Origin of the sequence: Hydrotalea sp. (assembly GCA_030054115.1) — a bacterium.
GTDB lineage: Bacteria > Pseudomonadota > Alphaproteobacteria > JASGCL01 > JASGCL01 > JASGCL01.
In genome coordinates, this window is sequence record JASGCL010000021.1 from 1 (window position 1) to 26,538 (window position 26,538).

At 46.9% G+C, this 26,538-nt stretch carries 22 protein-coding genes and 2 tRNA genes; 19 read left to right on the forward strand and 5 right to left on the reverse strand.

The window, feature by feature from the left end; all coding sequences use genetic code 11:
- Positions 1-156: 156 nt before the first annotated feature.
- Complete coding sequence (locus QM529_05010; GenBank protein ID MDI9314016.1) at positions 157-1,899, forward strand: AIPR family protein; 1,743 nt, start codon at positions 157-159, stop codon at positions 1,897-1,899.
- Positions 1,900-1,902: 3 nt separating this feature from the next.
- Here QM529_05010 and trpB read toward each other — a convergent pair whose 3' ends face one another.
- Entirely contained in the window at positions 1,903-3,114 is a 1,212-nt protein-coding gene (gene trpB / locus QM529_05015) for a tryptophan synthase subunit beta (GenBank protein ID MDI9314017.1), read from the reverse strand.
- Positions 3,115-3,292: 178 nt separating this feature from the next.
- Between trpB and QM529_05020 the strand changes: the two genes are divergently transcribed.
- The 7 genes from QM529_05020 to QM529_05050 all read left to right on the forward strand — a co-directional run bounded on the left by QM529_05020 (position 3,293) and on the right by QM529_05050 (position 8,563).
- Entirely contained in the window at positions 3,293-3,484 is a 192-nt protein-coding gene (locus tag QM529_05020; GenBank protein MDI9314018.1) for a hypothetical protein, read from the forward strand.
- A 4-nt stretch (positions 3,485-3,488) separates the two neighbouring features.
- Positions 3,489-3,848 carry a hypothetical protein gene (locus tag QM529_05025; protein MDI9314019.1) on the forward strand — a complete coding sequence of 120 codons (360 nt, stop codon included), beginning with the start codon at positions 3,489-3,491 and terminating at the stop codon, positions 3,846-3,848.
- 105 nt (positions 3,849-3,953) lie between these two features.
- Positions 3,954-5,123, forward strand: coding sequence for a dihydroorotate dehydrogenase 2 (locus QM529_05030; protein ID MDI9314020.1), 1,170 nt, complete (start codon positions 3,954-3,956; stop codon positions 5,121-5,123).
- On the forward strand, positions 5,110-5,964 hold the full coding sequence (gene aroE, locus QM529_05035; GenBank protein ID MDI9314021.1) for a shikimate dehydrogenase: 855 nt from the start codon (positions 5,110-5,112) through the stop codon (positions 5,962-5,964). Before QM529_05030 ends, aroE begins: the two co-directional genes overlap by 14 nt.
- Before the next feature lie 5 nt (positions 5,965-5,969).
- Complete coding sequence (gene coaE / locus QM529_05040) at positions 5,970-6,569, forward strand: dephospho-CoA kinase (protein MDI9314022.1); 600 nt, start codon at positions 5,970-5,972, stop codon at positions 6,567-6,569.
- A gap of 131 nt (positions 6,570-6,700) precedes the next feature.
- Positions 6,701-7,909: an ABC transporter substrate-binding protein gene (locus tag QM529_05045; GenBank protein MDI9314023.1), complete on the forward strand. Its 1,209-nt coding sequence runs from the start codon at positions 6,701-6,703 to the stop codon at positions 7,907-7,909.
- 129 nt (positions 7,910-8,038) lie between these two features.
- Positions 8,039-8,563: a VOC family protein gene (locus QM529_05050; GenBank protein ID MDI9314024.1), complete on the forward strand. Its 525-nt coding sequence runs from the start codon at positions 8,039-8,041 to the stop codon at positions 8,561-8,563.
- A gap of 151 nt (positions 8,564-8,714) precedes the next feature.
- Here the strand turns inward: QM529_05050 and QM529_05055 are convergent, their stop codons facing one another.
- Together QM529_05055 and QM529_05060 are read right to left on the reverse strand one after the other, a co-directional pair.
- A complete protein-coding gene (locus tag QM529_05055; GenBank protein ID MDI9314025.1) occupies positions 8,715-9,362 on the reverse strand; it encodes a glutathione binding-like protein in 648 nt (215 codons plus the stop codon).
- A gap of 248 nt (positions 9,363-9,610) precedes the next feature.
- Positions 9,611-9,696, reverse strand: a tRNA-Tyr gene (locus QM529_05060).
- A 369-nt stretch (positions 9,697-10,065) separates the two neighbouring features.
- Here QM529_05060 and QM529_05065 point away from each other — a divergent pair.
- Complete coding sequence (locus QM529_05065) at positions 10,066-10,962, forward strand: sulfite exporter TauE/SafE family protein (GenBank protein ID MDI9314026.1); 897 nt, start codon at positions 10,066-10,068, stop codon at positions 10,960-10,962.
- 78 nt (positions 10,963-11,040) lie between these two features.
- Here the strand turns inward: QM529_05065 and aguB are convergent, their stop codons facing one another.
- The gene (gene aguB, locus QM529_05070; protein ID MDI9314027.1) at positions 11,041-11,916 is read right to left on the reverse strand and encodes an N-carbamoylputrescine amidase; all 876 of its coding nucleotides are present in this window, start codon (positions 11,914-11,916) and stop codon (positions 11,041-11,043) included.
- Between the two features lie 261 nt (positions 11,917-12,177).
- Between aguB and QM529_05075 the strand changes: the two genes are divergently transcribed.
- From QM529_05075 to QM529_05090, 4 genes are all read left to right on the forward strand, one after another.
- Positions 12,178-13,242, forward strand: coding sequence for an amino acid ABC transporter substrate-binding protein (locus QM529_05075; GenBank protein MDI9314028.1), 1,065 nt, complete (start codon positions 12,178-12,180; stop codon positions 13,240-13,242).
- Between the two features lie 80 nt (positions 13,243-13,322).
- Positions 13,323-14,729: an ABC transporter permease subunit gene (locus QM529_05080; GenBank protein MDI9314029.1), complete on the forward strand. Its 1,407-nt coding sequence runs from the start codon at positions 13,323-13,325 to the stop codon at positions 14,727-14,729.
- Between the two features lie 4 nt (positions 14,730-14,733).
- Positions 14,734-15,807: an amino acid ABC transporter permease gene (locus tag QM529_05085; GenBank protein ID MDI9314030.1), complete on the forward strand. Its 1,074-nt coding sequence runs from the start codon at positions 14,734-14,736 to the stop codon at positions 15,805-15,807.
- A 63-nt stretch (positions 15,808-15,870) separates the two neighbouring features.
- Complete coding sequence (locus QM529_05090) at positions 15,871-16,617, forward strand: amino acid ABC transporter ATP-binding protein (GenBank protein MDI9314031.1); 747 nt, start codon at positions 15,871-15,873, stop codon at positions 16,615-16,617.
- A 21-nt stretch (positions 16,618-16,638) separates the two neighbouring features.
- On the opposite strand, the gene QM529_05095 is transcribed toward QM529_05090, so the two are convergent.
- The gene (locus tag QM529_05095; protein ID MDI9314032.1) at positions 16,639-18,075 is read right to left on the reverse strand and encodes an FAD-dependent oxidoreductase; all 1,437 of its coding nucleotides are present in this window, start codon (positions 18,073-18,075) and stop codon (positions 16,639-16,641) included.
- Between the two features lie 190 nt (positions 18,076-18,265).
- Here QM529_05095 and QM529_05100 point away from each other — a divergent pair.
- The 6 genes from QM529_05100 to QM529_05125 form a co-directional block, all read left to right on the forward strand.
- Positions 18,266-18,339, forward strand: a tRNA-Gly gene (locus tag QM529_05100).
- Between the two features lie 723 nt (positions 18,340-19,062).
- Positions 19,063-20,481 (forward strand): hypothetical protein, encoded by a 1,419-nt coding sequence (locus tag QM529_05105; protein MDI9314033.1) that lies wholly within the window; start codon positions 19,063-19,065, stop codon positions 20,479-20,481.
- A 181-nt stretch (positions 20,482-20,662) separates the two neighbouring features.
- Positions 20,663-22,042, forward strand: a complete 1,380-nt coding sequence (locus QM529_05110) for a hypothetical protein (protein ID MDI9314034.1) — start codon at positions 20,663-20,665, stop codon at positions 22,040-22,042.
- Positions 22,043-22,267: 225 nt separating this feature from the next.
- Positions 22,268-23,668, forward strand: a complete 1,401-nt coding sequence (locus QM529_05115) for a hypothetical protein (protein MDI9314035.1) — start codon at positions 22,268-22,270, stop codon at positions 23,666-23,668.
- 12 nt (positions 23,669-23,680) lie between these two features.
- Positions 23,681-24,961, forward strand: a complete 1,281-nt coding sequence (locus QM529_05120; GenBank protein MDI9314036.1) for a hypothetical protein — start codon at positions 23,681-23,683, stop codon at positions 24,959-24,961.
- 814 nt (positions 24,962-25,775) lie between these two features.
- On the forward strand, positions 25,776-26,538 hold a 763-nt coding region (locus QM529_05125; protein ID MDI9314037.1), incomplete at its 3' end, for a hypothetical protein.

Sequence of the window (26,538 nt, forward strand, 5' to 3'; positions counted from 1 at the left end):
TGAAGGCAACAAATTTTGTTTTTTTATCGGCAAAGGTGTCGGCGATGCGGGTCATAGCTTATTCATATAACATTTTGCTAATTTTTAAACAACTAAAGGACACAATAAGACAAGCTTGCAAATACAATCTATATTAGTATAATAGAGAATAAAAAGATGAGTAAATTAAAAACGCAAGAATTAACACCTAACCAAAAAGACGTGTTAGCGTTGCTTGATGGTCAATTCTCGGCTTTTAAATTATTTCCAGATGGCATTTCAGATGAAAGAAAATACGAATGGTTTTGTTCATACCAAATAATTAAATTTTTAAATTCTAATATAGATATCGACATGTTAGAGAGAGGCGTAGTTGGCAATGGCGGCGATGGCGGTATTGATAGCATCTATATATCTTTAGATTCTAGATTGACCGAAGATGGTTGGGATGAAGATATAGACACCACTTTAGGACCAAGGAGAACAATAGATATTCATTGTATCCAAGCAACAACTTCTAGTGGGATAAGCAAAGCAAAGGTTTCGCAGGCATTAGAGACTATTGAACGACTTTTAATAGACGGGAATTTAGATATTTATAAAAAACATTATAATGCTGACTTAATTAATGCAATAGAGCCAATAATTAAGATAAGGACAGCAATTGACCCAATTATCAATTTGCATTTCTTTTATTGCACAAAAGGGTTTGAAGATGTTCATCCTAACATATTACAGGATATTGAATCTTCTAAAGCTAAATGGAAAGAGCGCAATAGCAAATTCAATATAAATTTTAAATTTTTTAAGGTTGAAGAACTATTTGATTATTGTAGAACAAAACCATCCGAGATTATTGATTTAAAAATTACTAAGTCAATGACTAGAGAAAAAGACTATGTAGCATTCGCGCTAATCAGAGATTATAAAAATTTTTTAACAAAAGAGAATAATATTAATAATGATCTCTTTGATTATAATATTAGAGCATTTATGGGAAATAGAAAGAATTCTATTAATAATAAAATATTAGATTCTTTGCAAAATCCTAAAGATAAATTTTGGCGCCTAAATAATGGCATAACAATAATTGCCAAGGATATAGGAACTCCTGATGAAACAACTATGAAGCTTACAGATCCTAAAATAGTCAATGGATTGCAAACTTCTTATTCTATTTTTAATTTTGGTAAGGCAGAAGATAGCAAATTACAAAACTCACAAGACGAAATTTTGATTAAAATAATTAAAATTGGTGACAATGAAGAAATAAAAGATAGGATTATTGTATCTACTAATTCTCAAACGCCTATTCCTAGGTATGCTTTGAACATGACAGAAGATATTCATTCTAAAATAAGTTTATTTTTTGAGAAAAATTACTTAGGTAATGAGCAAGACCTTTTTTATGAGGATAAAGTTAATCGTTTTGGAAGTCAGAATAAACCCAAAAAGCAAATAGTTACTGTTTTACAAATGATTAAGGCGGTTTTAGGAATTTTTTTACAAAGACCGCATGATGCAAGAGGACGGCCATCTAATATTTTTGATGAAAAAAATCACGAAGATTATGAGAATATTTTTTCTAATCATGAATTGCTTTTTTATTATTCGTGTATAAAAATAGTTAAGAGGATTGAATTATTTTTAGAAGCAAAGTCATTAGAAAGCAGAGAGCGAGCAGATATAATATATTATATTGCTATGTGTTTGGTTTGCTTTTTACTGAAGGAAAGGAAGCCTATAAATAACGACATTGCAAATATAAATTTTAAAACGATTGAGGAGAGCTTGATAGATAAAATTTATAACAAAATTGATGCAGTATATACCGATTTTGATAGAAGCTCTAAAAATGCAAAGGGTAACGATATGGTTAAGGCGGTTGGTAAATGGCTAGACACAGAGCCATGGAAATAGTTATTATTTTTTCAGCCGTTCCATCATCTGCGGCACATCCTTATCACCGCGACCGCACAGGTTCATGATGATTATTTCGTCTTTGCCCATGGTTGGCGCGAGTTTGATAAGATGGGCGATGGCGTGGGCTGGCTCCAGCGCGGGAATTATCCCCTCCAACCTGGCGCATAATTGAAATGCCGCGACGGCTTCCGCGTCGGTCGCCGAGACATAATTGACGCGGGCCACTGAATGAAGATAAGAATGTTCGGGGCCTATCCCCGGGTAATCCAATCCGGCGGAGATGGAAAAGGCCTCCTCAATTTGCCCATCGTCGTCTTGCAATAAATAGGTGCGGTTGCCATGCAGAACCCCCGGTTGCCCACCGGAAATTGACGCCGCATGTTGGTGGCTGGCAATGCCCATGCCGCCGGCCTCGACGCCGAAAATTTTAACCTCGGGGTCGTTTAAAAATGGATAGAACAAACCCATGGCGTTACTGCCACCGCCGATGCAGGCAATCAGCGCGTCTGGCAATCGCCCCTCGGCCTTCATTATTTGCACGCGGGCTTCCTTACCAATTACCGATTGGAATTCGCGCACCATTTCGGGGTAGGGGTGCGGCCCGGCGACGGTGCCGATGATATAAAATGTATCAAGCACCTTATCGACCCAATAACGCAAGGCCTCGTTCATTGCATCCTTCAGGGTTTGACTGCCGCCAGTGACGGCCACAACCTCCGCCCCCAGCAATTTCATGCGGAAAACATTTTGCTCTTGGCGCGCCACGTCCTTCGCCCCCATAAAAATTTTGCATTCCATATCGAACAGGGCGCACACCGTGGCAACCGCCACACCATGTTGGCCGGCACCGGTTTCGGCGATGATTTTTTTCTTGCCCATTTTGCGCGCCAATAATATCTGGCCAAGCACGTTGTTTATTTTGTGACTGCCGGTGTGGTTTAATTCATCGCGCTTAAAATAAATTTTTGCGCCATTAAGGTGCTTGGTAAATTTTTCGGCAAAATAAAGCGGGCTGGGGCGGCCGGCGTAATGTTCCAAATAATAATCCAATTCGGCGCGGAATTCTTTATCATGGCGGTATTTTTTCCATGCTTGCTCGACCGCCAATATCAGCGGCATCAAGGTTTCGGCTACATAACGGCCGCCAAATTGGCCAAAATGACCATTATCGTCGGGGCCAAAGTGATAATTGTTGGGGGGTGTTTTTGACATGGTTGTTATTATCAGTTGTTATCATAAATTATTGCTTTTATCAAAATGTTATGACGGCTATATCTCGGGTTAAGCATTCCTTAAATCTCAGCGGGTGCTTGCCGTAAGCGATTTTTGGGGCTTGTGGCAAAGCAACTTATATGCTAGCTTTAATAGAATAGCGATAAGGAGTATTTTTATGAAAAATAAAAACAAACAAAAATCTTTAAGAGTTTTTATCAACCTAGCAAGGGTTGTAGGCTTGATTTGTTTCGCTATTGCTTTTTCAAGTAGCGCATTTAATTTGGGCAATGATTTGATAGCTTATCCTGCAACAATTCTAGGATTAACCGCTGTCGCCAAACATGTTGCGACTCATTTTATTGTTTAATAAAATGAAAAAGCGGCATATTAAGGCCTTAGCTAGAATTGATAAAATTCTCATTGCTGTATTTTTTACTGCGTTGGTTATTCCATTCAATATAAGAGTGGATATAATGACAACATGCGCTTTAGCCACCTCCCTTATTTATGGCATGATGTATGGCTTGGAGTGGCGCATTCCCGATAGTCATAAATTTTTTGATAAAGGAAAAGGCATGTCATGTCTTTTGCATATAGCTATAGTCTATACGATAGTTGCGGGGGTTATTTATATTATTGAAACACAATTATTAAAATATAATGATGTTATTTTAAATATACCAATGACCTTTGCATTTCTGCTTGTTACAAATTTTATGGAAAAAAAATAAAAAAATAAATAGCTGTTATTTGCCCCAGCTATAAACGGATTGTAATATCCAATTTATGGTGATGGCCAATCTTGTTTGACGGCAGAATCACGGCTATGAAGGGGGATGCTATCTTTTCTTCGCCTGTTGCCGCCCGAAATGGCGCATCGCCTGACGCTCCGCCTATTGCCTGCCGCCTCCTATTTATATGGCAGTTTTTCTGATTACAACCGCCAGAACAACATCGCCCAGGAATTATTCGGCATGACGTTCCTTAACCCATTTGGCATGGCCGCCGGTTTTGATAAAAACGCGGTGGCATCACGCGCCATCATGCGCATGGGTTTTGGATTTTTGGAGGTTGGCACCGTCACCCCCAACCCGCAAGCTGGCAACCCGCCACCGCGGCTGTTCCGCCTGAATCGCGAACGGGCGATTATCAATCGCTTGGGCTTCCCCAGCGACGGCATGGTGGTTGTTAGGCAAAACCTTATCGAGGCCAACCAAGTGGAATTTAGCGGTTATAAAAAACAAACCATGGCGCGCGAAAATATCGACAGCCTGACCGATGAAAAAATGGCGCAAATCCAAAAACGATGGGATGAGGAAGAGGAGGGTTTAAAAACCGGCGCGTCGTGGCTGTGGCCTTGTCCATTGTTTATCAACATTGGCCCCAACAAGAATTCCGAAAAACCGATAAATGATTTCGCCATTGTCGCAAAAAAATTATCGCCCCTGGCATCGGGGTTTGTTATCAATGTGTCATCGCCCAACACGGCGGGCCTACGCGCGTTGCAAACGCCTGAAAGTTTAAAAAAAATTATTGATAAAGTGCGAAAGGTTTCGACCAAACCGCTGTTGTTGAAATTCTCCCCCGATTTAACCAGCCAACAGGTCGAGGCGATGGCGCAATTTTGCCTGCAGGAAAAAATCGACGGCGCGGTGTTAACCAACACCACCATCGCCCGTGCCGGTGTCGAACGGTCGCGTTACAAAGACGAAACCGGCGGTTTAAGTGGCAAACCATTGTTCAACGCCGCGACGCGCATCCTGGCGCAATTTTATTTGGCATCCAGGGGGAAAATTCCGTTGATTGGCGTCGGCGGGGTTATGTCGCCCGAGGATGCGGTGGAAAAAATTCGCGCCGGCGCAAGTTTGGTCGAGGGCTATAGCGGGTTTGTTTACCACGGTCGCGCCTTGCTATTGGAGTCATTGAAAATGCTTGACCACGAAACAAAAAGAACGCCATTGGTATCGCTGATTGGGAGCTCTGCGGGGGAATATGCAAAATACTAAATCACCCGACAATTTTCCGGTCGCCGGTGTTATCGGCCACCCGATAACCCATTCCCTAAGCCCCGCCCTGCATAACCATTGGCTGAAAAAAATGGGCTTGCCCGGCCGTTATGAATCGCGCGACGTCGCGCCGGCGGATTGCGCGCGGTTTTTTGCCGATTTGCGCAATGGTAAAGTTGGTTGGGTGGGTTGCAATGTAACCCTGCCGCATAAAATTGTTGCGCTGGACCATTGCGATGTTTTAAGCGATGCGGCAAAAAAAATTGGCGCGGTTAATACGATAATTGTGCGGAACGGCAAATTGCATGGCGACAATACCGATTGGTTGGGGTTTAGTGAAAACCTGTTGTCTTGGGCGGCATTTCGTGCCGTCCCTAAAAACCGCGCGGTGGTTATCGGTGCGGGTGGCGCGGCGCGCGGGGTGATTTACGGCCTGCAACAATTGGGGTTTGGCGACATCATTGTTGTCAACCGCACGGTAGAAAAATTGCAAGATTTGCGCGATGATTTTGGCATCGCTGTCGATTCCTTGGCATCCTTGCCAAAACATATTGGCGCGGCGAACCTGCTGGTTAATGCGACTTCGCTCGGGCTTAAGGGTGAAATGTTGCCGGTCGATTTCACGACCTTACCACGCGGCATTTTATTGCATGATATTATTTATGGGGCGCATTTGACTCATTTTTTGACAACCGGCAAAGAATTTGGCTTTGCGGTGAAGGATGGGTTGGGCATGCTTATCCACCAGGGCATCCCCGGTTTTAAGGCTTGGTTCAAAACCGACAAAAACCCGCCGGTCGATGATGATTTACGCCATTATTTATTGTCACAGAAAAAATAAAAAACATGGTTGAAAAAAAATTACAAATCATCGGCTTAACCGGTTCTATAGCGACCGGCAAATCGGCGGTGGCGGCTATCTTGACCGCGCGGGGTTTCCACGTGCTCGACGCTGACGACGCGGCCAAACAATTGTCGGCCGTCGGCGGTGCCGCCCATGACGAAATTGCAACCCGATTCCCCATGGCGTTGCGCGACGACAAAACAATCGACCGAAAAAAATTGGCGGCGGTGGTCTTCGCCGATAAGGAAAAATTGACGCAATTGGAAAAAATCCTCCACCCAAAAATAAAAAACCTGCGCGACGAATTTTACGCGGCGGCGCGGCAACGCGGCGACAAGGTTATTTTTATCATGGTGCCGCTGTTGTTTGAAAAAGCCATCGACCAAGAATGCGATAAAACATGGGTCGTAACCTCAACCCCCGCGGTGCAAAGCGAACGGGCATTGCACCGCCCCGGCATGACCCCCGAATTATTGGATAAGATTCGCGCCAGCCAAATGCCAGACGCCGAAAAAATAAAACGCGCTGACGTGGTGATTGAAAACAACGGCACGCTGGATGACCTAAAGCAAAAAATCGATTCGGCGATAAAAACCTTATAGCGCAAATTCATAGCACAGATAATGGCCAGCAAATAGCCCGAAAATAGCCTCTTTTAAGGGCGTGAAAAAAAATCTTTCTACTAATGCATTTTCTGCTTGCAAATTAAGAGAAATCTGCAATAATCACGATTATGAATTCGTTAGTTGTCTCAACCAAAAAAAATACGCAAAAAGTTGCGAAGCGTTTTGTGCGTCAAATTGGTGCAACCGCCGCCGTGGCGTTGGTTGCCGGGCTGTTGACCGCGACCTTTCCCAATGTGGCGAAGGCGGCCTGTGACACGCCGAATAAAATGTGCGGCAATGAATTGAAAGTATTCGATTACGGCGGCAATAATATCATCGGTTGGGTGCCGGATTACGCAAAAAAATACCCCAAAGCACCAACCTGGCTGGTGTTTGTTGATACGGGCGAGGCATTGGCCAAGGTTAGGGGCGGGTTTCAAGTTGATATCGCCAACCTCAGCAATTCTGATAATAGCAAAGACAACCCCTATTGGCTCGACTATATCCAGCCGTGGGATACAAGCAAAATTACCGGCTGGAAAGATATTTATCCATTTTGGAAAAATGCCCCCGGGTTTGAACCAATCAATGGCAAATATTACATGATACCAACCTATTTTGGCATTGAGGCCGCGGTTTATGACTCGCGCCGCATTCAAACGGGCGAAATAAAATCATTGAAGGATTTTGCCGACCCAAAATACAAGGGTCGCGTTTTTATGCCCGATACCGCCTATGACAATTATGCTTTTTGCATGTTGGCAATGGGGATGAAGAAGCCATTTTTAAAATTAACCAAGGCCGATATTGATACCTGCGACCCATTTTTGCGGTCGGTGGCGAAAAACGTGCGGCTTTATTACACCGACAGCGACAATGTGGTGGTGGGTTTAAAAACCGGCGAACTATGGTTGGGTTGGGCTTGGATGGACCAACCACTCACCGCCAATAAGGAACGGGCAAAAGATCCGAAGGGTGATAAGAAGCAAGTGATTTTGGACAGGGAGTTGGGTATTGCCCTGTTTGCGTCTGGCATGGTGTTGCTAAAAAACGCCAAACCAGCCAATATCGAGTTAGCCTATGACTACACCAACGCGCTCCTCAATGGCGGTGCCGATTGGTTGGTGCATCAATGGGGTTATGGCTCGCCCAATAAAAAGTCGATGGACGCGTTGGAAGCCAAGGAACCCAATTTGTTAAAAAAACATTATATTGATAACCTTGAATCATATGTTAAATCAAACAAGGCGGTTATCTTCGCCACCCTGCCCAAGGATGTAAACGATTACGCCATATCAAAATGGGAACAGATTAAATCTGGCGCGGCCCCGAAGTAATTAGGGTTGATAAATAGGCGTGGTTTAGCCATTTTTGCCTACCGAGGGCTTATATTTCGTTATATTGCAATATAAATTATGGCCATTTTGGCTATTGTGTTTTGGCCAACCCAGCATTATACGCCGGTCATGAACACGACCACCTTACGGGACGAAAAAACCTCCTCAGATTACACTATTGACGCTGGCACAAAAATTGGCCACACCCATTTAAAGGTCGCCGACCTGGATAGGGCGATTGATTTTTGGCGCAATATTATTGGGCTGGAATTGCAACAAAAAATGGGTCAGCATGCGGCTTTTCTTTCCGCCGGTGGCTATCATCACCATATTGGGCTTAATACATGGGAAAGCAAGGACGGCACCGCGCCGCCGCCGGGCACCACCGGCCTTTACCATGTGGCGTTGTTATACCCGACGCGACGCGCGTTGGGCGTGGCATTAAAAAAATTGATGGAGGCCAAATGGCCGCTGGACGGTGCGGCCGACCACGGCGTGTCGGAGGCATTATACCTGCGCGACCCGGATGGCAACGGCATCGAGTTATATTGGGACCGGTCGCCAAAATATTGGCCAAGGGATAGCGATGGAAAATTGGCGATGTTTACCAGCCGGTTGGATTTACAAAGCTTGCTGGCCGAAGCAGAGCAATAAATTTAGCCCATATAATTATTCTATCGCTAACGCTACTTGAGAACGCGCTCCGCTACTTGAGGGCAATAAATTTAGCCCATATAATTATTCTATCGCTAACGCTACTTGAGGGCGCACTCCGCTACTTGAGGGCGCGATAAATTTTGAGCGATTATAATTTACAAACGGTAAGGGCGCGTTCCACCGCGGGGCGGGCGAGCAGGTCGTCGCGCCAGCGGGTGACATTGGTGTATTTGTTTAATTCCAAAACCTCGCCGGCCTTGTAACCGGTTTCTAAACCGCGCACCCATGGCACAATGGCGAAATCGGCGATGGTGAGTTCATCACCAATAACATATTTTTTGCCGGTTAATTGTTTGTCGAGCACGGCGAGCAGGCGTTTAACTTCCTTGGTATAGCGGTCGATGGCGTAGGGAACTTTTTCCGGCGCGTAAACCGTGAAATGACCAAATTGCCCGAACATCGGCCCCAGGCCGGCCATTTGCCAAAACAACCATTGAATCGTTTGACTGCGTTTGGCGGCGTCTTTCGGTAAAAATTTGCCGGTTTTTTCGGCCAAATAAAGCAATATCGCGCCCGATTCGATAACGGGGAAGGGTTTGCCGCCCGGGCCATCGGGGTCGACAATCGCCGGAATTTTTGAATTGGGGTTGATGGCAATAAATTCGGCGGTGAATTGATCGCCCTTTGATATATTAATAAGATGCGCATCGTAGGGGATTGCCATTTCCTCCAGCGCGATGGCGACCTTCACCCCATTCGGCGTGGCCAAAGAATAAAGCTGAATTTTATCGGGCATGATTGGATTGTAACAGAAGCGGGCGTGAAGTCAAATGATTTTCTTGAGCCGCGCTTACCCGCGATGGAGTAGAGGCTAACAGATTCTGCTCAACTGCGGTAGCCTAAGACTCGCGACTTTATGTCGCGGAGCAATTACTCGCGATTTATGTCGCGTAGTGTGAATTCTTAAACCACACCTTAGATAAAAACTACTCGCTTCTGCTCAACTGCGGTAGCCTAAGACTCGCGACTTATGTCGCGGAATCATGGTGGTGGGGGCTGGATTTGAACCAGCGTAAGCAGAAGCTAACGGATTTACAGTCCGTCCCCTTTAACCACTCGGGCACCCCACCATTACTATTGGCGATAAATTATCGCAACCCGTTTGTCAATTGTTGTTTCAAACTATTGCTATCATCAAAAAAACATAGCACAAAACTTGTGGTTGTTTGATTTTATGGCCGGTAATTGGCACAATGAACATATTAAAAAAATAAAAATAATTACCTTTTTTGTTTTTTGCAAAATGGCGCGGAAGCGGTTTTTTAAAAAGTAGATTATTATTCTATTTATATATTATTAAATAAAATATATTTATTTTATATGCCGATTTTTTTCTAAAAAGTAGAAAAAAAATCTATTTTTTAAAAAATCGCTTGACAGTTATCTTGCTTTTTTATAAACAATTTTTTAATGAAACTTAAAAGAATAACAAAAAATACATGAAAAGAAATAAACAAAAAAAATCTTCCGACGACAAGTCAGAAGATTCCGCCGTCAATAAAAAATTATTTGCCGCGGTGACATTTGTGTTCTTGGCGGGGGTTGTTGCCACCGTGTGGTATGCAATCACCAAACAGGGCGATACCTTCGACTATAATCTTTTGCTGACCGGACTTTTGGTTGGCATTGTGGCGCAAACGGTTGATGGCGCCTTGGGCATGGCTTATGGAATTACCACCAGCAGTTTTTTACTTGCCACCGGGGCGTCGCCACTTATTGCCACGGCGTCGGTGCATATTGCGGAAATTTTTACCACCGGGGCGTCTGCCCTCAGCCATTGGTATTTTCGCAATGTTAATAAAAAAGTATTAATCCGCCTCGCGCTGGGTGGCGTGGTTGGTGCCTTGGTCGGGGTTTATACGGTGGTTAATTTTGATAGCAAACTTATCAAACCTTATGTCAGTGGTTATTTGCTATTAATGGGGCTTTATGTTCTGTTCCGCGCTTTCCGCCGTTATCAATTAAAAATCGTGCAAAGCTTAAAAGAAATCCCTTACCTTGGTTTTGTTGCTGGTTTTTTTGATTCGATTGGCGGCGGCGGTTGGGGACCAATTTTAACCACCACCTTGCTTGGCCAAGGGCGCGACCCACGCACCACGATAGGCACTGTCAATAGTGCGGAATTTTTTATCACCACCGCCAGCGGCTCAGCCTTCTTTACTATCGTTGGCCTGCAAAGTTATGAAATTGTTATCGGCTTGATATTGGGGGGGATGGTTGTATCACCCTTTGCCGCCAAGTTCGTCAAACATGTGCCGCAAAAATTTTTGTATATTTTGGTCGGGTTGTTAATCTCCGGCCTAAGCATATATAACTTGGTAAAGGCCTTATCATAAATTGCGCTGATTAAACTTAAGCGTTCCCCCGTTTGCTAAAAAAATAGCAAACGGGGGCGACTGGTTTATAAATGGTGATTACCGCCCGCCGCCATCCAGGGTTAGGAGGTCGCGGTAAAGGTCGACCCGCCGGTCGCGAAACACGCCCCACGACCGACGTAATTCGCCGATAGCTGTAAGGTCGAACGAATGGGTGAGGATGGCTTCCTTATCACGCGGTGCCTCGGCCATTTTTTTTCCCTGGTGGTCGCTGATAAATGACCGGCCGTAAAATGTAACAACATTGCCGTTTTTGGCTTGCTCGGTGCCAATTCGGTTGGCGGCCGCCACCGGCATGATATTGGCGGCGGCGTGCCCCAACATGGTGTTTTGCCAATGGTCGGATGAATCATAATCGGGGGCCGGCGGTTCGGAACCAATCGCCGTGGGGTAGAGTAAAACCTCCGCACCCTTTAGCGCCATGATACGTGCTGCCTCCGGAAACCACTGGTCCCAACAAATGCCAACGCCAATGGCGGCGTGGGCGGTTTGCCAAACGCGAAAACCGGTATCGCCCGGCGAAAAATAATATTTTTCCTCATAACCGACGCCATCGGGGATGTGTGATTTGCGATAAAGCCCAAGCTCGCGCCCATCGGCGTCGATAATCACCACGCTGTTGTAATGGGCGTTGTTGGATTTTTCAAAAAAACTGACTGGTATAACAACGCCAAGTTCTTTAGCAATGGATGAAAAACGCGCCAGCAGTGGGTGGCCGGCGCGCGGTTGGGCGGTGGCGAGGTATTCGGCGCGCATTTCCTTGCAAAAATACGGGGCGGAAAATAATTCCGGAATTAAAACAATCGTCGCGCCGTTTTTTGCCGCGACGCGTGTCATTTCCTCCGCCTTGTTGCGGTTTTTTTCCACATCGTCTTGCATTGCAAATTGAATAATGCCTATCGTTGTTTTGCTCATGCCACGATTATAAATAGTTACAAAATAGATTGCAACCGCTTACCGCGCGACGACTTTGTCCGCAATTCGCAAATTTCTTTTTCCTTTGTCGTTGCGACAAGGGGAAGAAACATTTACGATGCTTGATAATGTTTCGGGTTGCCTGCCATCTCCTGAAACGCCATTAAAAAATACAGATAAAGGACCTTAACAATGAAACAATTTACAGCCAAAGTGACAAACGCCGGAACAGGTAAAGCGACAAGCAAGCGCGTAAGCGACGTGAGAAAAATCGTTGGCACCGTGGCAAATTTTGCCTCGGTTTTTTCATTATTGGCTGTCGCTTGGGTTGGCACGGCGCAGAATGCCACGGCCGCGTCGAGTATTTTAAAAACCGTGCAATCGCGCAAGATGTTAAATTGCGGCATTCATAATGCTGGGTTGTTGGGTTTTGCCAAACAAAATAATGATGGCGCGTGGGAAGGTATAGATGTAGCGGTTTGCCAGGCGGTGGCGGCCGCGGTGTTGGGCGACAAAACAAAAATTAATTACCGCAACCTGGCGGCCAAGGAACGTTTCACCGTTTTATCATCGGGAGAAATTGACATCTTGTCGCGCAACACGACCTATACCCTCAGCCGCGATAGCGATTTAAAAATAAATTTCTTACCGCCGAATTTTTACGATGGCCAAGGCTTCATGATTTCCAAACGATTGATTGCCAAGGGCGTCAATTCGACAAAACAATTGGGCGGCGCGCGCATTTGCATTGAATCCGGCACCAGCACCGAATTGAACATGGCCGATTATTTTAAACGCTACAAGATGAAGGTAACGCCGATAGTTGTCGACACCAGCGACACCGCGATGCAAAACCTGATGGCCGGTAAATGCGATAGTTACACCACCGACCGGTCGAGCCTGGCCGCCAACCGGATGAGCCAAAAAAATCCCGATGATTTCAAGGTCTTGCCAGAAATTATTTCAAAGGAGCCATTCGCCGCCGCCATCCGCGAGGGCGATGACCAATGGTCGAACATCACCCGTTGGACGATGTATGTGTTGATAGTCGCCGAAGAAAAAAACATCACCAGTGCGAATATCGATAAAATCGTGCAGGCCGGCGCAAACAGCGACCCCGAGATCAATCGCTTGCTGGGGTTGGATGGTCAGGACACCGGAAAATATTTTGGCCTGGACAAAGATTGGGCCTATCGTATTATCAAGCAGGTTGGCAATTATGGTGAGCTGTACCATAAACACATCGACCAGCTGGGTTTAAAAAAACGTGGGTTAAATGACCTTTATATCCGTGGCGGATTGATGTATGCCCCGCCGTTTATTTAATAGCAATGTAGTTAATGTTGAATTGGTGCGGACGGGCGAGCGATTCCCTGTCGCGTTTTTAATAACCTGATGGAGGTATAATGCTGAGACGATTAGCTTTTCCATTTCTGTGGCTTGCCGAGGTTATTGCCGAGCAGGTTTTTGCCCTGATGACACGGGTTATAAATTTGCTGAGGGCGATGGTCATGCCGTTGCTATTGGCCGGTGCGGTGTGGTTCGTTTCATGGTTTGTGCCGTGGTTTTACCGGTCGCGTGTGACCGCGCCGCTTCGCGCCTGGTGGCGGACGCGGTTTTTGCCATGGCGCGATGAATGGTTCATGCCGCGTTGGTTGACCATGTGGCAAGATGAAAAAAAACGCGGCGTGTTTTTGCAAGTCGTCAGCATATTATTCGTATTTTTTTTGTTTTTGTATTTTTTGAACAATGTGCTGGGTAATTTTTCGGCCTTGTCAAAACAATTTAGTTTTGATTTCTTATTTTCATCGGCCAATTATGACATCGACCAACATATGGCGTTGATTCCTTACCAAGCCAGCGACAGCAACCTACGGGCGGCGTTGGTTGGCGTGCTGGGCACCATCAATGTTACCTTTTGGGGTTGTATTCTGGCGGTGGTTTTGGGGTTTATCATTGCCTTGGCGCGTCTTTCGCCCAATTTTTTATTGAATCGGCTTGCGTTGATTTATATCGAAACCATGCGGAACATCCCGCTGTTGATACAAATTATTTTTTGGAATGTTTTTTTGGCGACCATGTTGCCATCGCCCGACCAGGCGGTTAACATCGGCAATTATTTTTACCTAAGCAACGACGGGCTGTTCGTGCCAAAATTTATATTTTCGGCCGGCGGCGGCGCGTTGGCGGTGGCGTTGGTGGTGATGGTGGTCGGATTTTTTTTCCTCAAGACTTCCGCGGCGCGTCATCGCTTTACCACCGGCCAAGCGATGAGCCCGATTTTATTTTATGGTTTGTTGATTTTGTTATTGGCCTTGCCAATTATCGTGGTGTTGTTTGCGGTGCAGGGCACGTGGGAGATGCCGCATTTCGGCGAATATACCTTCGAGGGCGGCTCGCTCATGACCTCGGTCTTTATGGCCTTGTTGTTGGGGCTATCGATTTTTGCCGCTTCCTATATTGCGGAGACGGTGCGCGGTGCCTTGCTCGCCATTCCAAAGGGACAGACCGAGGCCGGCATGGCGATAGGCCTGTCGCGTGGCCGCATTAATCGCTTGGTGCTTATCCCGCAAACCCTGCGCATGGTTATTCCGCCGCTGTCGAGCGAATTGATTGGCCTCTTGAAAAACTCCACCCTGGCGGCGGCGATTGGCTATGTCGATATTTCGACCACCCTGGCTAGCTCGACCCTCAATATCACCGGTCACGAGATGGAGTGCATGATGCTGGCGATAGGTTTTTATTTGGTTTTGTCGCTGACGATGTCGATTATTATTAATTATTATAACAAGCAAATTTCTTTAAGGATGTAACAGCATGGCGATATTTTCAAAAAGTTTTTATTGGTTGCACAAGAATCTTTTTTCCAGCTGGTGGAGCAGTTTTTTCACCCTGCTGATAATTGGGTTTTTATATTATATTGTGCCGATGGCCGCCGAATGGTTTTTTTTCGATGCGTCGATTGCCACCCGCAGTGTGCGCGAATGTTATGATGTCGGGTTTCGCGGTGCCTGTTGGGGTTTTATTCCCCTGCGTTGGAAATTATTTTTATTTTATCTTTATCCGGCGGGTGAATTGTGGCGGGTGTTGTTGGCATTCTTATTATTGTTTGTTGCGCTGGTGCCGATTTTTAAATCAAATTTTAAAACGCCCGGCCGACGTAAAAAGTTTTTCTATTTTACCATCGCCTATCCCTTCATTGCCTATTGGTTGATTGGCGGCGGTTTGTTTTTAACGCCGGTCGGCGCGTCGCAGGTTGGTGGCTTCATGCTGAATATTATCGTTGGCGTTTCCTGCATCGCTATATCTTTTCCCTTGTCGATATTGGTGGCCTTGGCGCGACGCTCGCGGTTATTTTTTCTGTCAAAAATGACCGTGCTGTTTGTCGAGGTGGTGCGCGGCGTGCCCCTGCTGATGTTGATATTTGTCGCCGCGACGATGTTGAATTATTTTTTGCCGACCGGCGCGCATTACAGCCTGCTGTTTCGCGTGGTTATTATGGTGACGATGTTTTCGACGGTCTATCTGTCGGAGGTAATGCGTGGTGGCCTGAACGCCCTGCCGCGCGGCCAGGCGGAGGCGGCATCGGCCATCGGCCTAAATTATTGGCAAGGCTTGCAATTGGTGATTTTGCCGCAGATGTTGAAGGCCTGCATTCCCTCGATTGTTAATATCTTTATCGGCATGTTTATGGATACGACGCTGGTGGCGGTGGTGTCGATGTATGACGCGTTGGGCGCGGGCAAGGCAACGATGGTCAGTAGCGATTGGAAGGCGGCGGGTCGCGAAATTATTATCTTCGTTGCGGCGATGTTCTTTGTTTGCTGTTTTTGCATTTCGCGTTTTTCGGCGCATTTAGAAAAAAAATTAAAAACCGAACATGCAAGATAAAATAAATTATTTAAAAAAAACTTCATCAACCCAAAAACTATAAACCTAAGCCAGGAGAATAACATGACAGACAAAAAACCCATTATCATTATCGAGCATATGAACAAATGGTATGAAAAATTTCACGTGTTGAAGGATATCAACCTGACGATTGCCAGTGGCGAGAAGATAGTGATTTGCGGCCCGTCGGGTTCGGGCAAATCGAGCCTGATAAGATGCATCAACCGATTGGAAACCCATGACAATGGCAAGATAGAAGTTGATGGCATATCGCTGGATGGTAATTTGAAAAAAATCTACGCGGTGCGCGAACATATCGGCATGGTGTTCCAACATTTTAATTTGTTCCCGCATTTGACGGCGTTGGAAAATTGCACCCTGGCATTGATTTGGGTGCAGAAAAAATCGAAAAGCGAAGCAGAAAAAATCGCCCGCAAGTATTTGGAGGTGGTGCGCATCCCCGAGCAGGCCGATAAATACCCCAGCCAATTATCCGGTGGCCAACAGCAACGGGTGGCGATTGCACGCGCCCTTAGCCTGTCGCCGAAGATAATGTTGTTTGACGAGCCGACATCGGCACTGGACCCAGAAATGATCGCCGAGGTGTTGGAGGTGATGATAGACCTGGCCGAGCGCGGCATGACGATGGTGGTGGTAACGCACGAAATGGCCTTTGCCCGCCGCGTTGCCGACCGCGTGATTTTTATGGACGAGGGGCAAATTATCGAGCAAAACACGCCGCAAGAATTTTTTGACAACCCAACATCGCCGCGCACCAAATTATTTTTGAAGCAGATATTAAGCCATTAAAAAAAAACTTATGGCAACCCGTTATGGCAACCATTGCAATAATTTTACAACGCGGCGCGTTTTGTCGCTGAATAAAATTGGCGTGTAATAACTGCCGGCGGCGCGCTTTATAATTTCGCCGCGACTGGGGTAGGGGGCAATGACGCCGGCCAAATCGCCGATGGTGCATTTTTTATTTATCGCCAGGCCGATGGTTAATATCATGTCGCCGGCGTGCGGGCCGACGATAGTGCCGCCGACGATGCGACCTTTTTTATCGGCGATGATTTTGGCGAAGCCGGCGGTTTCGCCCTCGGCCACCGCGCGGTCATTGTCGTGAAATGGCCAGGTGGCGATTTTGCATTTCTTGCCGTATTTGGCGATGGCGGCGGCCTCGTTCAATCCGACCTGCGCCAATTCGGGGTCGGTGTAGGTAACCCAGGGCAGGGCGGCATAATCAACCGATGCCGGCATTTTAAAACATACCTGGCGGATGATGATACCGGCCTGATACCCGGCGGCATGGGTAAATTGCGGGCCGCCGTTGCAATCGCCGATGGCGTAGATGTTTTTGTGGTTGGTGCGCAGGCGTTTATCCACCATGATGCTTCGCCCATTATGCTTGATGCCGGCGCGGTCAAGGTTCAGCGATTGGATGTTGCTTTGCCGCCCCGCCGCCACCAACAAATGCGTGCCGTTGATTTTTTCAGACTTGCCCTTGCCGTTGGTAATGGCGATGGTGATGTTCTTGCCGCTGGCGGTGATTTCTTTTATTTGCGCCTGTTCGTGAAATGCGACGCCTTCCTTCGTAAGATGTTGTTTGATGATAGCGACCGCCGCTTGGTCGTCGCGCGGCATAACCTGGCCATGGTCGATAACCGACACGCGACAGCCGAGGCGCACATGCGCCTGCGCCATTTCCATCCCGATTGGCCCGCCGCCGATGATTAGCAAATGGTCGGGTTTTTCCTTCAGTTGAAAAATAGTTTCGTTGGTGAAAACTTTTGCCTTGTCGATTTTATCCAATCCGGCAATCGCCGGCACAATGGCGCGCGAACCGGTGGCAATAACCACGTAACGGGCGGTGATGATATTATCGCCGGCCTGGATTTTGTTTTTGCCGATAAATTCGCCGGTCGCGGTGATAACCCGCACCCCGAGTTTTGTAAAACGCTCGACCGAATCATTCGGTTCGATTGTTTTAATCACCCCCGCCACATGTTTTTTGACGGCGGCAAAATCAATTTTTGGCTCGCTGGGCGCGATACCCATGATGTTATCTTGCCGAGCGGTCATGGCGCGTTTGGCGGCCGCCAACAAAGCCTTTGACGGCACGCACCCGGCGTTCAGGCAATCGCCACCCATTTTATGATTTTCGATAAGCACCGTGCGCAGGCCCAATTGCGCCGCGCCGGCCGCGACCGATAACCCGCCCGACCCGGCGCCGATAATGCAAATGTCGATTTTAATCTCTTTCATTTTTTTTCAATTATATATAGTTTTTTTACTATAGGTTATTCGGGCGACGTTTCCTAGCTTAAGTTTATAGCGGTTGATTATTGGTCAGGTCGCGCTTCACAATTTGATAAAAAAATGTAATAAGGGGGCGAAAAGGGAATTTAAAGGCGCATCCCAATGCCTCGATAATGTCTCCCGAATGGTTTTCCGCGCGGGTGTAGCTTAATGGTAAAGCTCTAGCCTTCCAAGCTAGTGACGAGGGTTCGATTCCCTTCACCCGCTCCAGCCTGCTTTCATCTTTGGAGGTATTTTTTGGGTGGGTTCGCCAACAAGATTTTTTATTCTTATAACTTTTTTTATATCAAAAATGTTATCCACGAACCCACCCAAAAAATATCTCGCCTTTACAAGGCTCGTATTTTTATCCCTCGTCGGCGGCTCAAGCAAGGGAGGCTTTACGCAATTTTTTTGCAAGAAAACAGATAAGTAAAAAACACCGCTTGAGACCCGTTGGCGTGTATACACGCCCACGGGTATAACCGCCCTTTTTTTTATAAGAAATCTTATCCACGAACCCATCCAAAAAACACACCCGCGAGTTGGTGGCGCGCGTTATTTCGGGTGCGAGGGTGATGTCAGTGGCGAATCACCCGCCGGCGCAATTACCTATAACGCCAAATCCGCCGCCATCGCCCGCTTCATCGGCGCGTGATTAGGCATTGATTTTTAACAACTAAAAAATATGTTTTGTTTTTCGTTTATTTTTCGTCTTGACAATTGCATTTAAAGTATTGATATAGGCGTGTAAAAATTTGTAACATCTACATTAAGTGGTATATTTGGCCTATTAATATCAAACCTAATTTAAATTCAAGAAAACATGACCGCAAAATGACCGTGACAGTAATAAAAAATAATATTTTAGCCATAGGCGTGCGTCAAGGGACACTGAGGCCGGTGCTGTGCCGCGTGATACGATTTGCGGGCATGTTGGTTATAGGTTTTTTAATGGTGACCGCCAATGTCGCCTTGGCGCAAAACACGGTTAAGAAAAAACAGGTTAATGTTGCCCCGCCCGCGACATTTATTACACCAGTATTATTGCCACAAAACCAAGCGGTTGACCGCTTTGTGATAAAGGGCGATGTTGGTTATGTCTATGGTCTTAGCGGTAGTTGGTCAAAAACCAACGACTTAAACCTCAACCAAGAGGGAAGCAATAGCTCCTTAGCAACGGGCGGTATTGGTTATGGCGGGTCGCTGGGTTGGACCAGCGATACCGGATTCGGTCTATCCGCCGATTACATGGGTTTTAACCGTAAATGGACCGGCGCGGGCACGGGAAGCAGTGCCAGCACCAATTATAATTATGACGCCAATTACCACGTTGTTGCATTGGTGCCCAGTTATCGTTTTTCATTGGATTCGGATAATCATTGGGGGCTTCGTTTCGGGGTTGGCCTTGGCGCAACTATTTCAAATATAAAATGGGCGCAACAGGCCAGCACCAGTGGCGGCAGTGCCAGCAGTGGCGCGAAGCAAAATAATGGCGTTAGGGTTGCCGCTGGCGCGGATTATACCGACGTGGTTGGAAATGCCGGCCCATGTGGGTCTGCTGGTATTTATTCTGACGGCAGAGGATCTATCGCCACCCCCAGCTTTGCAAACGGGGTACATATAACCCTGGGGCGGTTTCAGTGTATTAAAAGCACATTTAATCCTGATGGTTCAGTTACAAACGAAATTTTAGACTCGGGGCTTACAGCCGACGATTTTGTAAGACTGCTTGCGGTAGGCCAGGGCAAATTTCTTCTTAATGCTCGTGGAACAATTATTGCTGGTGGGCAACCCGTTGATTATAATGTGTGGAGTCAGGTTATCCAAAGTGGTAATGAAGTTAGCATCGACAGCCTACAGGTTCTGGCTGATGCCTTTAATGGTACTCCTAATGGAGCCGGATACGAAGTAAATTTTGAAACTGTGCCACAGGGGTCGACCGTAATTATAGCCGATGATACTTGGAATAAAATAACTCGCCAAGGTCAAGTGGCGCTTACAGCGGCGGGGGCGCAGTCCGCGTCTCAGGCGCAGGCGGCATGTATTGCCGCTGGCGGCACATGGGCGAACAATGTTTGCACCCCAGCGCAAGTCATAACCCAACCGCCGGTCATACCGCTAATCCAGCCGCAAACTACGTCATCTTCTGGCGGTTTGGCAACGGGTGGCATAGGTTTTATTGTTGTGCCGCAAGTATCGTTGGACATCGACTACGATTGGTTTCACATGGACGTTAGTGTTAAATACCTTCATCAGGTATTAAACACGCGCTATGCGGGGCATGATAATTCTGGCGACGCCGTTACCTATATATCGAAACCTGGCCCCCTTGCCGTGTTTTTCGGCGGTGGCTTAGGGTTTAATTTTTGATAACTAAGAAATATATTTTATTTTTAGATTGTTGTTATTGCTTGCCCAAAAAAATATGAATATAATAGTGACCAGGACGGCAATAAGGGCGCGGCACGGGACATTGAGGCCAGTGCTGTGCCGCGTGATACGGTTTGCATGGTCGGGGCTGTTATTCATAGCTTTTGCAACAACAAGCATTATGGCAAACGTCAATGTTGCCTTGGCACAAAACACGGTTAAAAAAAACCAAGTTAATAAGGTTAAGAAAAAACAGGTTAATGTTAATGTTGCCCGGCCCGCGACATCTCCCAGACCAGTATTATTGCCGAAAAACCAAGCGGTTGACCGCTTTGTGATAAAGGGCGATGTTGGTTATGTCTATGGTCTTAGCGGTAGTTGGTCAAAAACCAACGACTTAAACCTCAACCAAGAGGGAAGCAATAGCTCCTTAGCAACGGGCGGTATTGGTTATGGCGGGTCGCTGGGTTGGACCAGCGATACCGGATTCGGTCTATCCGCCGATTACATGGGTTTTAACCGTAAATGGACCGGCGCGGGCACGGGAAGCAGTGCCAGCACCAATTATAATTATGACGCCAATTACCACGTTGTTGCATTGGTGCCCAGTTATCGTTTTTCATTGGATTCGGATAATCATTGGGGGCTTCGTTTCGGGGTTGGCCTTGGCACAAGTATTTCAAATATAAAATGGGCGCAACAGGCCAGCACCAGTGGTGGCAGTGCCAGCAGTGGTGTGAAGCAAAATAATGGTGTTAGGGTTGCTGGTGGCGCATATTATAACAACACAACGAGTGCTAATGGCGCGTGTGGCGCGGGTAGTTATACAGACGGACAAGGATCGAACGTTGCGCCATACAATTCACTGATTGCCGGCCGGGTTGTGACGACTACCCTTGGGGCATTTCAATGTGTTAGCTTCGTTAGTGATGGCACAAGTCAAGCCTCGGGGCTTACGGATAATGATTTGGTAAACTTGATTAATAGCGGCGTGGTTGTTATCCTTGCGGCAACCAATTATCGCGCCAATGACGCGCTTGATTATAATGTGTGGAGCCAGGTTATTCAAGGTGGCAACACCACTGGCCTGAATGCGTTAGAAGTTCTAGGTGCAAATACCCTCGGACAGCAAATATTACTTGAGCATGTGCCGCAGGGGTTGACTGTAATTATAGCCGATAATATCTGGAATCAATTAACATACAATGCTCAAGAGGCAATTTTAAAGGCGGGCGGACAATCCGTTTCTCAGGCGCAGGCGGCATGTATTGCCGCTGGCGGCACATGGGCGAACAATGTTTGCACCCTGCCAATTCGAACGGCGTCCTCACCATCTTCTGGCGGTTTGGCAACGGGTGGCATAGGTTTTATTGTTGTGCCGCAGGTATCGTTGGACATCGACTACGATTGGTTTCACATGGACGTTAATGTTAAATACCTTCACCAGCTATTAAACACGCGCTATGCGGGGCATGATAATTCTGGCGACGCTGTTACCTATATATCTAAACCTGGCCCCCTTGCCGTGTTTTTCGGCGCGGGCCTAGGTTTTAATTTCTAATTTTGCGTCATCCTCGAGGCATCATTGCGGAAAACTGCGAATGGCGGTTGGCGTCAAAACGTTGTTCGTGCGCAACCATAGAAGCAATAGCGTAGATAAATTGCATTGGCTAAAATGCCATTTTGTTACAAAATATCTTTAAATAAAATTATAAATAGATATTGACAACTATTAGTTTAATTCATAAACTAATAGTTGATTTAGTATATTTCAAAGTTTAAAACTATGAAAAAATATATAAAAAACAATTTTTTAACTGCAACAGCGGTGCTGGCGACCGTATCATTGCTGGCCACGGCTAATACCGTTTTGGCGCAAACCACCGGCACGGGCACGAATGGCCCCCTGCTTGCGAACGCGGTCGCGGGCAAATTGATGTTAAAGGCTGATGTCGGTTATGTCTACAGCTTCGCCGGCGATTGGTCAAAAACCGGCGGGTTAAATCCGGGCGATAATAAATCCAAATCCACCGGCGGGGTTGGTTACGGGGCATCTCTTGGTTGGACCAGCAAAACCGGTTTTGGTTTATCCGCCGATTATTTGGGTTTTAACCATAAATGGACAGGCCTGGGCACGAATGATTCGACGACGCAATTTAATTACGACGCGGCGTATCACGTGGTAACATTCGTGCCAAATTATCGATTTAAATTGGATTCCGCCGACAATTGGGGTTTGCGCGTGGGTTTGGGGGTTGGTTTCAGCCTGTCCGACGTAAATTGGGCGCAAAAAATTACCAACGGCGCGCAAAGCGGCGGATTGAGGGTCGCGGGTGGGGCGTATTATATTGATCTATCTGGCAACTCTGGTTTTCCGGGTTATATTCCGGGTGGTTCTAGCCTCTGCGGAGGCGCTTCTAATGCCTTTTATGTATTTGATAGCGTGGGAGGGAGTATCAGCGGCATTAACCCTGATGCTACTAGTCAATGTCGTACTTCTATTCCTAGTAGTAAAATTATCGACGTTGGGGATTACGCTATTGCAACCTGGCTTAGAGGGTTGGGCATTGGTAAATCCGACATACAGAATCGTGCTAGCGGCAATGGCACCATTATAAAAACAGGAGTGACCTTGAATTATTTTACTACAATTGCCTCGCAAGTTATTAACAGCTGTGTTTGGGACGGCGACGGCGCATCGCCCACCACGCTTGGTTGTTACCAATCTGATGGCACGCAATTCGTTACCGCGGCGGCGCAGGCGGTATGCACGAGTATGGGTGCTTTTACCTATTATACCTTTGCTCCAGGCAGTCTAAGTGGCAGTTGTGTATTAGACCAGGCCCAGGCGGCGGCGGCGGCGAAACTTGCTCAGGACACAGCCGATTGCTTGGCCAAGGGCGCGGGTTATAACTATGCCAATGGCATCTGCAACGCCCCAGCCCAAGCGGCCGATTCGGGTTTTGACGCGGGTTTTGTGTTGGCGCCACAGGTTGCTTTGGAATATGACAACAACCTGCTCCATTTCGACATCAATGTTAAATATATCCACGAACTACTCAACGTACGTTATTTCGGGTCGGAGGGGTCGGTCGATTCAACAAAATCTTCGGGTGCAATAGCTTACACCAGCAAAGCCGGCCCACTCGCCCTCTTCATCGGCGCGGGCATCGGCATCAATTTTTAACAATCAAACATCATGAAAAACAAATTATTCACCAAAATAACGGCCATGCTGTTAATTACAACCGCGCTATCCAGCGCGGTTTTCACCACCCACGCCAACATTGCTATGGCGCAAACCACTGGCACGGGCACGAATGGCCCCTTACTTGCGAACGCGGTCGCGGGCAAATTGATGTTAAAGGCCGATATCGGTTATATTTATAGTTTGAATGGTTCGGGCGCGACCAGTGCAAGTGGCGTCGGTTATGGGGCCAGCTTAGGCTGGACGAATAAATCTGGTTTTGGTTTGTCGGCCGATTATATTAGGTTTAATAATAAATGGACGGGGCCGGGGATAAGCGATGCAACAAAGCAATATAATTACGATGCGTCCTATAATGTTGTTACATTGGTGCCGAATTATCGTATCAAATTAGATTCGGCTGGCTATTGGGGCATTCGCTTGGGGGTTGGGGTTGGGCTTAGTATTTCAGATGTGAATTGGGTATCACAGGCTAGTGCCAGTGGCGGCGCGCAACAAAATGGAGTTAAGGTCGCCAGCGCGGCGAGTTATGCCGTTACAAAGAGTAAGGGTGGCCCGGCAATAACTGTTAGCCCCAGTGATTTTGGGTTGTCTTCAGACCCAATGTTCGGTGGGAATTGTGCGGTTACCAATGGGAATTTTAGCACCGCCATGATTTTTTCGGATTCTAAGGGCGCGCCATTGGCAACGGGCGCTGGTATGCAGTTGGGCGACGGCAGTAATAGATGCACTGTAACCGCGAACAACAACCATGTCGCCGGTTTTAGCAATGCGCAAATTGCCAATGCCTTGATTACTGGAAAAATACAATTGTCGGATATAAGAATGGAAAACCCTGTCGCCTATGGCGTGTGGAGTGTATTTTTACAGGGTAACCCGGTCGCCTCGGCTATTGTAGATTTTAATAGGGCAACCGCCCTCGGGTTTTTTGAAGCTGGTAATACGGTGTATGTCGCCACGGCATTGTGGAATCAATTGGATACCGCCGTGCAAGGCTACCTAACCGCGGCGGGCGCAGTCGCCGGCGAGGCACCCGTTACACCATCGGTGACGAAGGACGACTTGGGTTTTGTTATCATACCTCAGGTTGCGGTTGAATATGACAACAACCTGTTGCATGCCGATATCAACGTAAAATACATCCACGAATTATTTAACGTGCGTTATGCTGGCAACGAAGCATTGGCATTGGCATCGGCGCAAGGGACTTACGCCTCGAAAGCCGGCCCCCTCGCCCTCTTCATCGGCGCGGGTTTGGGGATCAATTTTTAACGACTGATTTAGAAAATGCCGCATTGCCTCCATTGCTTTAGCAAGGGAGGGATAAAAACAGGGAGCGTAAGCGACCATGTTTTTTGGGTGGGTTCGCCAACGATATTTTTTTATTCTTATGGGTTTTTTTATATCAAAAATGTTGCTAACGAACCCACCCAAAAAATATCTCCACCGCTGTCGCGGTGTTCGTATTTTTATCCCTCGTCGGCGGCTGAAGCAAGGGAGGCTTTGTGGCATCGCCCTCTTCTCCGTCGTTTTTTTAACACCCCACCGTCCGTCATCCTCGAAAATTTTTCTAACCTGCGCCACCGTTTAGCCTCTCTCTAGCCGTCATTCTCGAAATTTTGCCTTGGCAAAATTATCAGCCGCCCTCAAACAGCGAAGCGATAGGGCGAATATATTGCTATTTCCTGGACGGCGTGGGTCGCTATCAGGTTATTGCCTTGCTTTATTCTTGGCAAAGCTAGCTAAATGTTTTTTTGTGAATCCACCGAGGCCAAGGAATGCAATTTATTCGCGCTATCGCTTCGCTGCTTGAGGGAGGCCGATAGCCACCACGCGCTGACGCGCCCCCGCCTAAACGGCGGGCATGTGGTGGCTTCGAGAATGACGGATAGAGGGGTGAGCTTCGCGATTTCGAGAATGACGGGCGGAGGGCAACCCCGCCAAATGCTGTTTTGTTGCAAAATCGCCCTTAAAGAGTAAATTATATAAATAAAATCAATTAACTATTGACAATTAAAAAGAGAATTATTAAAGTTAGCAACCAATAAAGGATTTTTTATTGTTATTAAAAACCCAGAGAAAACCGATGAAAAAACTTATCCTGACTAGCTCATTATTGGCGACCACATTATTAGCCACCGCCACCCATGCGCAAAATGTAACTAATAGCCGTGGCACGGGCGCGAACGGCCCCCTGCTTGCGAACGCAGTCGCGGGGAAATTATTGTTAAAGGCCGATGTGGGTTATGTTTACAGCTTTGCCGGCGATTGGTCAAAAACTGGCAATGCCGATGCACCCAAAAACGGCGACAATAAATCGGCCGCGACCGGCGGTGTCGGTTACGGCGTATCTCTTGGTTGGACGAGTAAAAGCGGATTCGGCCTGTCGGCCGATTATTTGGGTTTTAACCATAAATGGACTGGTTTGGGCACGAATGATTCGACGACGCAATTTAATTATGACGCGCCGTATCACGTAATGACCATTACCCCAAGTTACCGATTTAAATTGGATTCCGCCGACAATTGGGGTTTGCGGGTTGGGTTGGGGGTTGGTTTCAGCCTGTCCGATGTAAATTGGGCAAACAACCTGTCGGCCAGCGGCGCGCAAAGCAAGGCCGGTGTGAGGGTGGCGGGCGGGGCGATTTACTCAATTCAGAGCAATAGTAATGATCCCTATGTCAATGCGACATCGGGCGTGACGGGCGATATTCATACTTGTTATCATCATCTGGGCAACAATGGTGCGCTTGGTGGCATCATTGCGGATTCCAATGTTGAACCCGATAATTCAAATTCAGGTTATACACCCTTGGCAAATAAATGTTATTATACTTCTGATGCCAACT